Origin of the sequence: Bartonella sp. AP88HLJMH (assembly GCF_042195605.1) — a bacterium.
Taxonomy (GTDB): Bacteria; Pseudomonadota; Alphaproteobacteria; order Rhizobiales; family Rhizobiaceae; genus Bartonella.
This window is the reverse complement of record NZ_JBHIOR010000022.1, coordinates 1-13,584: the sequence shown is the minus strand read 5'-3', so window position 1 is coordinate 13,584 and position 13,584 is coordinate 1. Positions and strand designations below refer to the sequence as shown.

The 13,584-nt window shown below is 37.4% G+C and carries 12 protein-coding genes; 8 read left to right on the top strand and 4 right to left on the bottom strand.

Features of this window, described 5'->3' with window-relative positions; all coding sequences use genetic code 11:
- The 6 genes from ACFIMA_RS08365 to ACFIMA_RS08340 form a co-directional block, all read left to right on the top strand.
- Positions 1-708: ABC transporter substrate-binding protein (locus tag ACFIMA_RS08365; RefSeq protein ID WP_375686297.1), on the top strand; the 708-nt coding region annotated here is incomplete at its 5' end.
- Positions 709-1,069: 361 nt separating this feature from the next.
- A complete protein-coding gene (locus tag ACFIMA_RS08360; protein WP_375612275.1) occupies positions 1,070-2,686 on the top strand; it encodes an ABC transporter substrate-binding protein in 1,617 nt (538 codons plus the stop codon).
- 110 nt (positions 2,687-2,796) lie between these two features.
- Entirely contained in the window at positions 2,797-3,870 is a 1,074-nt protein-coding gene (locus tag ACFIMA_RS08355; RefSeq protein ID WP_375613823.1) for an ABC transporter permease, read from the top strand.
- A 2-nt stretch (positions 3,871-3,872) separates the two neighbouring features.
- Positions 3,873-4,802: an ABC transporter permease gene (locus ACFIMA_RS08350; RefSeq protein WP_375632501.1), complete on the top strand. Its 930-nt coding sequence runs from the start codon at positions 3,873-3,875 to the stop codon at positions 4,800-4,802.
- Positions 4,795-5,679: an ABC transporter ATP-binding protein gene (locus ACFIMA_RS08345; protein ID WP_273790733.1), complete on the top strand. Its 885-nt coding sequence runs from the start codon at positions 4,795-4,797 to the stop codon at positions 5,677-5,679. The genes ACFIMA_RS08350 and ACFIMA_RS08345 overlap by 8 nt, the downstream gene beginning before the upstream one ends.
- Positions 5,666-6,448 (top strand): ABC transporter ATP-binding protein, encoded by a 783-nt coding sequence (locus ACFIMA_RS08340; protein WP_375652957.1) that lies wholly within the window; start codon positions 5,666-5,668, stop codon positions 6,446-6,448. The genes ACFIMA_RS08345 and ACFIMA_RS08340 overlap by 14 nt, the downstream gene beginning before the upstream one ends.
- Positions 6,449-7,106: 658 nt before the next feature.
- On the opposite strand, the gene ACFIMA_RS08335 is transcribed toward ACFIMA_RS08340, so the two are convergent.
- The 4 genes from ACFIMA_RS08335 to ACFIMA_RS08320 all read right to left on the bottom strand — a co-directional run bounded on the left by ACFIMA_RS08335 (position 7,107) and on the right by ACFIMA_RS08320 (position 12,711).
- Positions 7,107-7,271: a hypothetical protein gene (locus tag ACFIMA_RS08335; protein WP_375655423.1), complete on the bottom strand. Its 165-nt coding sequence runs from the start codon at positions 7,269-7,271 to the stop codon at positions 7,107-7,109.
- The gene (locus ACFIMA_RS08330; protein WP_375677744.1) at positions 7,249-7,836 is read right to left on the bottom strand and encodes an autotransporter outer membrane beta-barrel domain-containing protein; all 588 of its coding nucleotides are present in this window, start codon (positions 7,834-7,836) and stop codon (positions 7,249-7,251) included. The genes ACFIMA_RS08335 and ACFIMA_RS08330 overlap by 23 nt, the downstream gene beginning before the upstream one ends.
- A 124-nt stretch (positions 7,837-7,960) precedes the next feature.
- Complete coding sequence (locus ACFIMA_RS08325) at positions 7,961-11,680, bottom strand: right-handed parallel beta-helix repeat-containing protein (protein WP_375693748.1); 3,720 nt, start codon at positions 11,678-11,680, stop codon at positions 7,961-7,963.
- Positions 11,681-12,519: 839 nt separating this feature from the next.
- Positions 12,520-12,711, bottom strand: coding sequence for a hypothetical protein (locus tag ACFIMA_RS08320; protein ID WP_375693747.1), 192 nt, complete (start codon positions 12,709-12,711; stop codon positions 12,520-12,522).
- A 24-nt stretch (positions 12,712-12,735) separates the two neighbouring features.
- Here ACFIMA_RS08320 and ACFIMA_RS08315 point away from each other — a divergent pair, with 24 nt between their 5' ends.
- On the top strand, positions 12,736-13,161 hold the full coding sequence (locus ACFIMA_RS08315) for a hypothetical protein (protein WP_375693351.1): 426 nt from the start codon (positions 12,736-12,738) through the stop codon (positions 13,159-13,161).
- Between the two features lie 13 nt (positions 13,162-13,174).
- On the top strand, positions 13,175-13,584 hold a 410-nt coding region (locus ACFIMA_RS08310; protein WP_375693350.1), incomplete at its 3' end, for a phage tail protein.

Sequence of the window (13,584 nt, the reverse complement as noted above, 5' to 3'; positions counted from 1 at the left end):
TTTGCTAAGGAAAAAGTACGTTTGGCGATGCGTTATCTCATAGATTATGAAGGTCTTGGCAAGAAGCTTCTCAAAGGGATTGGTATCCCACGGGCCAGTTTTATTCCTCTTGGCAACTTTGGGGCTTTGGATGAAAAAGAGGGGCAACCCTTTAAACTTGATATTGCAAAAGCCAAGCAGCTTTTAGCAGAAGCTGGTTATCCGAATGGATTTGAGGCAAATTTTCTCGTGTCAAACACTCCTTATACTTTGTTACTTGCTCAGTCACTCCAGGATAGTGCTGCACAGGCGGGCGTGCGTCTTAAAATTGAACGTGTAGCAGGTACACAGTTATTTTCAAAAGTGGATGCTCGAGCTTTTGATACGGCTTTTATCGGATGGAATAATGATTCTGCGGATCCTCATACCATGGCTTCACGTCTTATTTTCAATCCAGATAATCGTTTTGAGGCTAGAAATACAGCCTATCCTAGTTGGAAGCATGGGTATTTTGATGCTAAGATGAATCAAAAAGTTGAAGAAGCGTTGTTTCAAAAAAATCCGCAAAAACGAGCGCAACTCTATGCTGATTTACAACGTGAATTAATGCAAAAAGGACCGTATGCGTTTATCTTTCAACAATATAGCGTTGTCGCGATGACGCCTGATGTCAAAAAATGGGTTTGGAATAGTGCACCGCGTATTTTTTATAGTAAAATTGAAAAATAAGTGTGTCTTTTTAGTGTTATCAAAGCTAAAAAGAGCTTAATCATAATTGCATGATGAAAATATTCTCCCATATAAAGCTCTTCAGTTTTTTTAGGATGAAACTGTGAGGGATGTTTGTGTAGTAGCAGTATATAATTAAGATCGTTTATAGGGAGCGATGAATATAGAAAGTTATATTGGGGAGGATCTTTGTTTATGGTTATAGATTCTCTGCATCCCGAATATAGACTGATGTATAAGAAAATTATTTTGTAGATGCTTAGTTTGATTAAATGAAATTGATGTCTAATGCTATGCTATTTAAGCAAAATCACAATCACTTTGTGTGAAAAGGTAGAAGAATACAAAAGGAAGAGATAAAATGGGAAAACAAAGAATATTGAAAAAAATTTCTATTTTATTAAGCTCAATCATTTTTTTTAATGGGGCTGTAACAACAGCATTCAGTGCCTCATCTAAAGATATATTGGTAATGGCATGGAATATTGATTCAATTAGTAGTTTTGATCCAGCGCAAACTGTTGAGGTTGTGACGAGTGAGTTATTAACGAATATTTGCAGCGCGTTAGTGCAATATGATGAGCATGATCCTACAAAAATTCGCCCTGCTATGGCAAAATCTTGGGACGTTTTAGACAATGGCAAAAGAATAGTCTTTCATCTTCGTGATGATTTAAAGTTTAATGATGGAAGGATGGCTACAGCGCAAGATTTGGTATGGTCGATGCGACGGATTATTAAATTAGGATTAAGCTATGCTCAATCTTTAATGGATTATGGGTTTACCAAAAACAATATTGAAACAAATATTCAGGCTCTTGATGATAAGACTTTACAATTAAAATTAGATAAACCCTATCCTATTCAGCTCATATTGACTGTTATTGGACAATCTTATGCTTCTGCTTTGCTTGATCGGAAAACAATTGAAGCACAGAGTATTAACGGTGATATGGGGAATAAATATTTAGCAACACATACAGCTTGTGTTGGACCTTATAAATTGGTGAGCTGGTCTCCAGGAGATAAAGTTGTGTTAGAGGCGACACAACATTATTGGGGCGATGTGCCTAAAATTAAGCAGATTGTTGTGCAGCATGTAGCGGATTCATCAAGTCAAAGACTTCTTTTGGAAAAAGGTGATGTGGATATAGTGCGTGATCTTTCTTCAGAGGATATTTTAGATCTTGAAAAAAAAGGAGGCCCAGTCAAAATTAGTCGTGTTTTGCGTCCGCAGATTATTTACTTATCGTTAAATAATAAGAATGCAATTTTTGCGAATGAAAAGGTCAGATTGGCACTTCGTTATTTGGTTGATTATGAAGGTCTTGGAAAAACTGTTTTGAAAGGGATTGCTATTCCTCGGGCAACTTATATGTCTTTAGGTGTTCCAGGTGCTTTAGATGAAAAAGAAGGTTTGCCTTTTCAGTTGGATTTGAAAAAAGCAAAACAACTGATTACTGAAGCTGGTTATCCTAATGGGTTTAAAGCTAATCTTTTAGTTGGAAGCCTTAGTTATATGTCGTCTGTTGCACAGTCTATTCAAGCCAATGCACGCAAAATTGGTGTTGAGCTTACAATTGAAAAAATGGCACAAAATCAATTGTTGAGCCGTGTACGTGGTGGAAATTATGATACTGCTATTATGGGGTGGGGGAGTGCCGATCCTGATGGACATCCTGCTTCATTAAATCACGTGTTTAACCCTGATCCAACATTTACAAAAAAGCACAATATGTATTTAGCTTGGCGCGCTGGGTATTATGATGAAAATATTAATAACATGGTGATGGATGCTTTGTTTGAGAAAGACCCCAATAAGCGTATCATGCAATATCGTACTTTACAGCATTATGTGCTAGAGCATGGTCCTATGGTTTATTTATTTCAGACATATTATACCGTTGGTATGGGGCCTGATGTCAAAAAATGGATTTGGAACAGTTATAGACTTTATTACAATGAAGCAGAAAAATAAAAAGAAGCATGTTATAGAAAAGGATTGTAGAACATGCTTAATAAGAGATTGTTTTGTTATATAAAAAAGTATTTGCTTTATGTTTTGTCGCTACAGAGGGGATTTTTATAATGGTTTTGCCACTTTCAGAGACTGAAAGAGCTGTATCAGAAAAGCAGAAAAAATTATTTTTATGGGATTTTTTATGCAAAGGATTGAAACTTCTTATTTCAGTTTTTATCACATTGCTTGGGTTGGTGACGATCACTTTTTTTCTTGGTCATCTTCTTCCTCTAGATCCGGTTCTGTCTATTCTTGGTGATAATATCAGTCAGGAAGCTTATGATGCAATGTATTATAAGCTGGGTCTTGATAAGCCGTTGATTGTCCAATATTGGAAGTATCTTCATAATGTATTTTTGTTTGACTTTGGAGATGCTTTAACTTCTGGGCGACCTGTTCTAGCCGATATTATGCGTGTGTTTCCTGCAACATTAGAGCTTGCAACCGTTGCTATTGTTATTGGCACAAGTCTTGGAATTCCATTTGGTGTTTTTGCAGCAATGTATCGCGATTCATTTATTGATTATGTTGTCCGTGTTTTTACACTTGTAAGTTATTCTACTCCAACATTTTGGCTCGGATTAATGGCGTTGTTAATATTTTACGCCAAGCTTGGCTGGGTTGGTGGCCCAGGACGACTTGATTTTCTTTATGAATATTCTTTTGAACCAAAAACAGGATTTTTCCTTTGGGATACTGCAAGCCAAGGACAATGGGAGGCTTTTGGTAATGTTTTTAGTCACGTTATTATGCCTGCTTTGATCTTGGCTTTCGGTGCTATGGCTTATATTAGCCGTATGACTCGTGGGTTTATGATTGAGCAGCTTAATCAGGAATATATCATTACTGCACGTGTAAAGGGATTATCGTGGGCGCGAACCGTTTGGGGGCATGCCTTTCGAAATGCTGCTGTTCAAATTATTACCGTTGTTGCACTTTCTTATGCTTTTTTATTAGAAGGGGCTGTTTTAACGGAGACAGTTTTTGCTTGGCCTGGTTTTGGACATTACTTGACAAATGCTCTTTTAGCCGGAGATATGAATGCAGTTGTAGGATGTACTTTACTTGTAGGATTTATCTTTGTCGCCATTAATTTATTTTCTGATTTGCTTTATCGCATTTTTGATCCAAGGACACGTTGAATATGACAGTAAGTAATCATCATAAATCGCAATCATCATCTTCTTTGGGTAGTTGGTTAAACGATCCTGTTCCAAACTCCATAATTCAAGCGAACATACAAAGAATTTATCACGCACTGGCTAAGTTTTTTCATAACTTTTCGGCTGTATTCGGTCTGCTTATTATTTGTATTATTATCATATGTGCATTTTTTGCTCCTTGGATTGCTACGCATGATTTTCTTAGCAATGATCTGGGGCATCGGTTGCAGCCACCCTCTATGGCGCATTATTTTGGAACAGATGAATTGGGACGTGATATTTTTAGTCGCCTTATTTTTGGTTCCCGTATTACTCTTTATGTTGTTTTTCTTACAACAGTTATTGTAGGTCCAATAGGGCTTATTGTTGGAACTGTATCTGGTTATATGGGCGGATGGGTTGATACTGTGCTCATGCGCATTGTCGATATTTTTCTTGCTTTTCCAGGTTTGATTTTAGCTCTTGCATTTTCAGCCGCATTGGGACCAGGGATTGAAAATGCTTCTATTGCAATTTCAATTGCAGCATGGCCACCAATTGCACGTTTAGCACGTGCTGAGACTTTGACAATACGTTCTTCTGATTATGTTTCTGTAGTTCGCCTGCAAGGGGCCTCTGCTTGGCGAATTATTTTGTTTCATGTTGCGCCCATGTGTATTCCTTCAGTGATTGTACGATTAACTTTGGATATGTCTGGAATTATTTTAACGGCTGCTGGTCTTGGTTTTTTAGGGTTGGGAGCTCAACTTCCAAGTCCTGAATGGGGTGCGATGCTTTCTTCAGGGCGGGAATTTATGATGACAAATTGGTGGTTGGCGGCAATACCAGGCTGTGCAATATTATTTGCAAGTCTTGCTTTCAACCTTTTAGGTGATGGTCTTCGTGATGTATTGGATCCACGCAATGGGTAATAAATTATTAGAAGTAGAAGATTTACGTATTTCTTTTCCTACAACGCGCGGCATTTCAGAAGTTGTGCGTGGTGTTAGTTTTTCTGTTGGAAAAGAAAAAATTGGAATTGTTGGTGAATCCGGATCTGGAAAATCGATGACTGGGCGCGCAATACTAAGGTTGAGTCCAAAAGCAGCCATTGTTAAAGCTAAAAAAATGCGCTTTGAGGATGTTGATTTATTGGCCGCAAGTGAACCTCAGATGCGAAAAATCCGTGGGAAACGTATTTCAATGATTTTACAGGATCCCAAATATTCACTTAATCCATTAATACGGATCGGGGAACAGATTATGGAGGCTTACCGTATTCATTACCGTGTTTCAAAAGCTGAAGCGAGGGAGCGCACCATATCTATGTTAGAATCTGTTCATATTCGTGATCCTGAACATGTGATGCGTCTCTTTCCTCATGAAATATCTGGGGGGATGGGGCAGCGCGTGATGATTGCAATGATGCTCATTCCAAAACCTGATTTAATTATTGCTGATGAGCCAACATCTGCACTTGATATTACGGTCAGACGACAAGTTTTATCTGTATTAGATGAACTTGTGACAAAATCTGGAACGGGACTTATTTTCATTAGTCATGATTTAAATATGATTGCTGATTTTTGTGATCGTATTTTGGTGATGTATGCGGGCCGTGTCTTAGAAGAGTTGCCTGCTTCTGATTTGTCTCACGCTTGTCATCCTTATACAAAGGCGTTGCTCGCGAGTTTGCCACGGCTTGATAATCCAGTTGATATTTTGGCTGTTCCTGAGCGTGATCCTGATTGGTTGTATAATCCTACGATTGTTAATGGCGTTGAGGAGGTTCCTCATGACAAATTGTGAGAATATTATTGATATTTCTAATTTATCTGTAACTTTTGGGCACAGGCATAAGGCAGTAACAGTTGTTAAAAATGTTAATTTTCATATTAAGCGTGGTGAAGCTTATGGTTTGATTGGTGAATCCGGATGTGGAAAGTCAACTATTTTGAATACATTGGTGGGGCTTATTCCAGATTATAGTGGAAAATTCCTTTTTGCTGGACAAGAAGTTGAAAAGAAAAGAAGTAAGGATTTTTTACGCTGTATTCAAATGGTTTTTCAAGATCCTTATGCTTCGCTGCATCCAAGAAAAATGGTCCATACGGTTCTTTCTGAATCGCTCAAAATCCATGGAATGGATAATCAAAGAGAGCGGGTGGAGGATGCTTTAGATTCCGTTGGTTTAGATTCTTCATTTCTTTATCGTTATCCTCATGAGTTGTCTGGAGGGCAGCGTCAGCGTATTGCTCTTGCACGTGCTTTAATTATTGAGCCAGAGGTGTTGTTGCTTGATGAGCCAACGTCTGCATTGGATGTGTCGGTACAGGCTGAAATTTTAAACTTGTTGAAATCACTGCGCGTGAGAAAAAAGCTTACTTATTTAATGGTATCCCATGATCTTGCTGTTGTTGCACATATTTGTGAACGTGTTGGAATTATGCATAAAGGGATTATTCTTGAAGAGCTTAGCAATGATGAATTGCGTAATCTACATGCGCAACACGATTATACAAAGGAGTTTTTTGAAGCAAGTATAGAGCCTATTGTCCATAGAGAGCAAAGAGCATGATCAATTTTACAGAAGAGAAAATGCAATTTTATTTGTTTTGAAGTTTCTGGAGATGTTTGGCGGCATTGTTAAGAGGGAAGGGGATAATAGGATTTTTTCAGTATGAATTTTCTGGGCAGTGTTTGAGCTGTAATATTTTAAATCCTATTAGAACTTCCATTTTGAAATATATGAGTGACTTATAACATACATCCCTTTGTTTGATATTATTGCATTATTTTTTACTTATCATTTTATGTTCAAAAGTTTTATTTTGGGATTTTAAGCATTAAATTCGTGAGAAATAACAAAAGATAGTAATGTTGTATTTTCTAGAAAAGCTTCTCATTATTTTACAATATCATTTTGTTTTTGGTTGTTCTCTTTTTTACAGTTTTATTCTTTATAAAAAGAATTTTTTGTAAAAAACATCCAATGGTCAATGACTGTCTTCAAATATTTCGCTGTTCTCTATTTAAAAAAGCGCTTAAAAACAGCTTATAATAAACCAAAAAGGCAGCAATATGCTGCCTTTTTGTTAAATTGAATAGGCTATTTTTACAGTCTTGATTTAAAACTGATAGAGTATTCCTCCTGAAAAGCTTGTACCACTTATACCAGTTTTTTGAAGCTTTTGTTGATAGCTGACATCACCATGAAGGGAGAGGTTAGCGGACAATTATGCACTAATACCAAGCCCACCTTCAACGGAACTTCCCGAGGGGTCACATTTATAATACTTATCAATATGGAATGTCTGATCATCACCAAAGGTTTTGATTAAGTTTACTTTTCCATAGAAAGACATAGGACGACTGTTTTCAGTGGCAATGGTTTTTGTCAAACGTCCACCAACACGGGATTATCCATTGAGAAGGATTTTGCATCTTAATGGTCAGATTATCAGCATCTTTAATGGTATCAAACATCAAATGTTGATAGGCAAGCTGTGCCTGCGGTTCGAATGTTACGCCTTGGATACCTGTTGCAAATTGTTTGCTAACAGTTGTGGAGATCGTCAACATTTTTGCATTTTTCAATTTTGTGGTTGTACTAATGAGGGCATTGGTGATCTTTCTCTTTAGGAATCCATAGGATAAACAGCGTATCAAGATAGAAACCACTGTCACGCTGTTTACTGCCATAGGCGGTGAGTGAAATGACCATTTATTCAATATGCTCTTACTTGCTGTCTTGCATATTCTTTGGAGTGCAAAGAGAGTTGTCCATAGGTTTCTATAAGACCAAAATGTGTTGTAGATATTTTTCCCTTCTAGCGCGACAAAGTTAACACCTCCTTGTAGAGCAGCATAACGAAGATGAGCACTGCTATAACCATATCTACTAGAAGTACTACTTATCAAAAAATAAGCTTCCTGTTTTTCCATAGGTATATAAGAAAAAGCCATTCCGTTTTTCTTATTCTTTCCTTAAGACAAATGTCGCATATTGGTTAACAGTTGCATTTTGCTTAGCCATATTGGTCAATCCAGCGTACAAGAGAGCATTGGGGCTTGATCAAATAGTTTGTATTTATGGCACGATGGTTTTTACTTTTGAGTCGCTATCAAGCAGTACTGGTTGTAAGCGAAAATCCCAGAAATTTTTATTTTCTCCTAAAAGGTTTTGTTCAGCATTTGTTTTACTGTGGTTTGATTTTGGTCCATAAGCTTTCAGTATATATTTATAAGGTGAACCACTTATTGTGATATAGTCCTGTGCAAGTTTGAAAGAGTTTTGATTTACTTTCCCAAAAACTTGAATGAGTGAAAGACCACGTGCACTGGTAAGAGCAGAAGCGTCTGCTTTAATATTGTTCTTTTCTAAATGTCCAGTGATATAAACCAGTGTAGTACCTGAAACATCACCGTGAATCAGAAGATGGTCAGCTTTTTGTTTGTTTATGGCAGCACTATCACTCCATTCGACGTTGAAATGAATTTCTGCTTTTCCTGTAGCATTGTAGACTTTTTTAGTATTTGGTCTGCCAGATCCTATGTGCAACGTGTGATAATGATTTTCAGTTGGCTCTTCAAAAACAATAGAGCTGTTATTGATGTTAAGGACAGAAATATCAGAACGTGATCTTTGAGCAATATCAAGCAGTTTTTTGTTCTGGCTTTTTTTATTTGTGCTTGTTTTCAATGTCCATTTCGTATTGTTTTGCAAATCAAAGACTGTTTTGAATTTTTTTTCGGTGCTCACTTTGCCGTCTAAGATAGAGTGATCGGCATTTAGTGTAAAAGTGAAATCATTTTTTTTCGTTGAAGCTTCGGTTACTAATAAAACATTGGCACGGATTTCTGAATTTTTGAGATTGGCTTTACCAATTGATTCATTTGCATTAATTCCAGTACCATTTTTAATGTAAAGTTTTGTATTGGTTAAATTGATTTCAGATGTTTTATTGTTCTTAGATTTTTCAAATGCTATACCTCTATCTTCTGCTGTGGCAGAAACATTTGTTACATCAATATGTCCATTATTATTTACAACAAATGCACTATTTTCGGCAATTATTGTTCCTCCACTCATTTTGATTGTGCTGCCATTTTCTGAATAAAGTCCGATCTCAGCATTTTTAATCGTTGTATGGCCATATAATTCAACTAAACTGCCAACATCTTGGCTTTCCGCACCGAATCCGTTATTATCTGCGGTTATTAAAGTAACATTCGTGGCTTTAATATGTCCACCGTTTCCGGCAAATAATGCAGTAGTTTTACTTTGTACTGTTCCTCCCGTTATTGTGATGGTGGATTTTGAATCTTTTGCATAGAGCCCACTGTCATCAGATGATGTAATTTGAGCATTGTCAGTTAAAGTAATAGTGCTGCCGTTTATGGCAGATACTGCTGCACCTTTTGCGTTAAATGATCCTCCAGAAACTGTTATTTGAGAACCATTATCTGAAATTATGCTATTGATTGCTTGCGGAACGGTTACATTTTCTAAAGTAATGGCACTTCTTCTTGCAATTATTGCATTGATTAGTAGTGCATTATCCTTACGATTTAATATCGTTACATCTTTCAGTTTGTTATTGCTCTTGTTTTTTAACAAGTGAACGCCTGCTTCGGAAGCAGTAATGGTTCCTCCGATCATTTTGATTGTGCTATCGTTTTGCGCATCAATTCCGATTTTAACGTCACTGATCGTTGTATTGCCAAGCAATTCAATCACACTGTTAGAGCCAGAGGCAGCTGCACCAGCAGCTACACCACTGCCATTATTAGTTGCTTTTAAAGCAACATTTGTAACCGTAATATGGCCACCTATGTCTGCTTCTAAGGCTGTATATTTTCCTGTCACGTTTCCTGTTGTCATTGTAATTGTGGATTTTGAGTCTCGTGCATAGAGGCCTGCTTCATCATGTGACGTAATTTGAGCATTGTCCGTTAAGGTGATACTGCTACCGTTTTGAGCACATATTGTTGCATAGCTTGAATCAAATGATCCTCCAGAGATTGTTATGTTAGAACGATTATTTGCAATTACGCTGTTGCCTGTTTGAGTCACTTTTACATTTTTTAAAGTGAGACCACTTTCTTTCTCTAGAAGAATTCCTTTGCCTGAATTTTTATCTTTACCGGTTGATATTATTACATTTTCTAGTTTACTTTCGGCGCTCTTACTGTTCACGAAGCCAACACCAGTTTTAGAAGTTGTAATAGTCCCCCCAATCATTTTAATTACGCCACCGTTACTTGCCACAAGCCCAACACCAGCATTCTTAATCGTTGTATTGCCATATAATTCAATCATACTATTAGCGCTATTGACTCCTGCGCCTATTATAGGAACATCAGTGACCTTGCCCCCATGTTCATTTGTTGTTAGAGCAACATCCGTGACCTTAATATGTCCACCGTTTTCTGCGACCAACGCTAATTCTCCGGTTACTGTTCCTCCCGTCATTGTGATGGTAGAATGTAAACCATTTGTGTAGAGTCCTTTGCTATTCGATGATGTTGATGTAACTTGAACGTTACCTTTTTTATTGCTGGTTAAAGTAATGTTGCTGCCGTTTCCAGCGTATACCCCTACGTTTTTGCCCTCAAATAATCCTCCAGAAACCGTTACTTTAGAATGATTATTTGCAACTATGCCACTTTTTGCCTGCGTAACTGTTACATTTTCTAAAGTGACGTTGCTTTCCTTGTCGGCACCTATTCCTGTGATTTTAGGCTCTTTATGGTTACTGCCCGATATTTTCACATTTTCTAGCTTGTTTCCATTGCTCTTACTATTATAGAAACCAGCGCCGGTTGCAGAAGCTGTAATGGTCCCTCCGATCATTTTAATCATTCCACTGTTTTGTGCATGAAGACCGATTACAGCATTCTTAATTGTTGTATTCCCATGCAATTCAATCACGCTGTTCGGACCGCCGGCGACAACTGTTCCGATTTTATCATTCGTCGCAGTTAACGCAACATCCATGACCTTGATATGTCCACCGTTTTCTGCAACCAACGCCATTTTTTCTGTGATTACGCTTCCTCCCGTCATTTCGATTGTGGTTTCTGAATCTGTTGCATGGAGTCCAGTGCCATGAGATGATGTAGTTTGAACATTGTTAGTTAGAGTTACGCGACTGCCATTGTAAGCAGATATTGCTGCCTTTGTGGCATCAAATGATCCTCCCAATATCGTGATTTCAGATTTATTATTTGCTGTAACGCTATTCGTTGCCTTAGTCACTTTTACATTTTCTAAAGTGACTTCACTGTCTTTGTCTGCAAATATTGCAAAAGTTAGTGGAGCTTTGCCTTTGCCACTTGATATTATTATATCTTTTAGCTTGTTTTCAGCATTCTTACTGTTCAAGAATTTAGCGCCAGTGTTGGAAACTGTGATAGTTCCCCCGGTCATTTTCAGTGTAGCACCATCCTTTGCTTCAAGACCGAAGAAAATGCTAGAACCAGTTCCTTTAATGGTTGTACCATCCAGTAATTCAATCGCAGTGTTAGAACCTTCAGCTGTTATAGCGTGCGCATTTGTGCCTATGTTGGTGTTTGTTTTTTTGTTTCCGATTATCGTCAAATGCTTGCCGATAATTTGACCACCTTTTTTTGCGTGAATAATTTCGTAGGTTTCGTTGGAAACTTCTTTTTTATTTTCTGAAATTTCAAGATTTTTAGCTTGTGCATTAAGATTGATACCAGAAAGTACAACTGCCACAATTGCTGTGCAGGATAGAAAAAATTTTTTAGGCATCAGTCTACTCCTTTTAAAGCCCCCAACATTCATTTTCCCGCTAACTTCATAAGCAGAAGTGAAAATAGATATTGCTTTTATTTTAATAACAAAGCAATTTAATATTTTGTTTTGCTTTTTTTGTCAAAATTAAAGTTGTATTTATGTTTAATTATGTAATATTAAATTTATTTCATAATGTATTTTTATCTAATCATATTTTAAAAATAATTTTTTTATTATTGATATATTATTTTATATCAATATTCATTTATTTTAATATTTATTAATATATAATTAAACAAGTACAGTTATATAAAATAAATTAAAAAATATAATATAAATAAGAATAGTAGTGTTTTTAATATTGTACAGTTTCAAAAAAAAATGAGAGATTTTATATTTTTAAAGTTAATAAATAACAAATATTTTTGTGTGTAATTTACTTTATAATTTATATTTTATATTGAGTGGAAAAAGGTGAAATTAGAGTGGATATGTGATAATTGATTGTTCTTACCTACATTATGTATCGAATGAGTTTTTGACAGCAAAAATGAGAGAAGGCTTTAATAGAGCGTTGAGGGTTCTTTGAGTGCTCAGTGTCTTCTTTGAACGAATGAAATATAAAAATATACAGAATCCGCTGATAAGCCACAATTTCCGAAAGGCTACATACTATACAAAACTCCGTTGGATGTAGTTTGACATTAGGTTTTGTACTAAGTGGGAAGAGGTGAGATTAGTTAGAAATACGTGATAATTTATTGTTTTTATGGTTATTTTTTACCATTAAATGCGCGTTTTGTAAAATGGCATGGGGCAAGGACCATCCCGTTTTAACAAGCGCTATTATCAAAACCATTGCCGCCCTGATGGCTTTTAACATTGCTCTACGTGTGTTGCGCTTTACCATGACTGGCGCACACGTCTTGGTTTATTTTGGTGCCGATACCACCACCATCACCAAATGAAAAAACATCATTGCTGCTGCTTTTGATCTCTCTTCCCATTGGCAAAAGTTCAAACAAGGACTTTCCTCTGTTGTCGAGTGGTTTGGCAATTTGTGGGAGGGCGTTAAACAAAGCTTTTCCAACTTTTGGCAATGGTTGAAGAGTTTTTTTACACAGGAAAAGCTCTCGGAGAGTGCCAAGGCTGGTATGGAACAAGCGGGCGAAGATCTGGCTAATTCGATTGTCGATGGCTTTATGTCGTCTATCTCACAATTGATGGATTTTTGTAAATCTTTGCCTAGCCGCATTAAGGGGTGGATTGGTTCCATTGATGTAAGAGAGTTTTTGCCAAGTTTTTTGGGGGGTAAAACAGCCATTCAACCCATCGTGCAATTTGCGGGGGCGGGGCATGCAAATTACTCTGTGAGAGAACAAAGAGAGAAAGAGCGCTCCACCACCACCCACAATCAAAATGTCACAGTGCATGTCAATGGTGCCCGTGATCCTGTGGCCACTGGTCGTGCGGTTGCCCATGCTTTGCAACGGGCACGTGCTAATGCTCTGCATGGCGGGACAGAATGAGGGGAGGGCGTCTATGAGAGATCCTTTGATGATGTTAGGACCGCATCAATTTTATGTGAACTGGCTGAATTTCCAATCCTTTGAAGAAGAGTTTTCTGCCTCATGGGTTTGTATGGAGCGTTTTGGCAGGTCCCCCAGTTTGCAATTTACCGGCTATGGCAATGATGCAAAAACCATTCATGGGGTGTTGTTTCCAGAAGAGTTTGGTGATCGTGTAGCCATTGATGCCATCACTACAACTATCCGAAGAGCAAAGCCGGTCCAGATGCTTCGTTGGATTAATGATACGACCTATAGTGTCCTTCTCCATGGACCCGTAGTAATCACCAGTATCACAAAAGACCACGACTATATCAGTCGCTCTGGTCAATCCCAGCGCATCCGCTATTCCATTACGCTCTTGCCCTTTTTTAATGGCGGAAA

Coding starts and splice junctions, on each gene's coding strand:
- ACFIMA_RS08360 (WP_375612275.1), top strand. CDS start 1,070: ATGGGAAAACAAAGAATATTGAAAAAAATTTCTATTTTATTAAGCTCA.
- ACFIMA_RS08355 (WP_375613823.1), top strand. CDS start 2,797: ATGGTTTTGCCACTTTCAGAGACTGAAAGAGCTGTATCAGAAAAGCAG.
- ACFIMA_RS08350 (WP_375632501.1), top strand. CDS start 3,873: ATGACAGTAAGTAATCATCATAAATCGCAATCATCATCTTCTTTGGGT.
- ACFIMA_RS08345 (WP_273790733.1), top strand. CDS start 4,795: ATGGGTAATAAATTATTAGAAGTAGAAGATTTACGTATTTCTTTTCCT.
- ACFIMA_RS08340 (WP_375652957.1), top strand. CDS start 5,666: ATGACAAATTGTGAGAATATTATTGATATTTCTAATTTATCTGTAACT.
- ACFIMA_RS08330 (WP_375677744.1), bottom strand. CDS start 7,836: ATGGCTTTTTCTTATATACCTATGGAAAAACAGGAAGCTTATTTTTTG.
- ACFIMA_RS08325 (WP_375693748.1), bottom strand. CDS start 11,680: ATGAATGTTGGGGGCTTTAAAAGGAGTAGACTGATGCCTAAAAAATTT.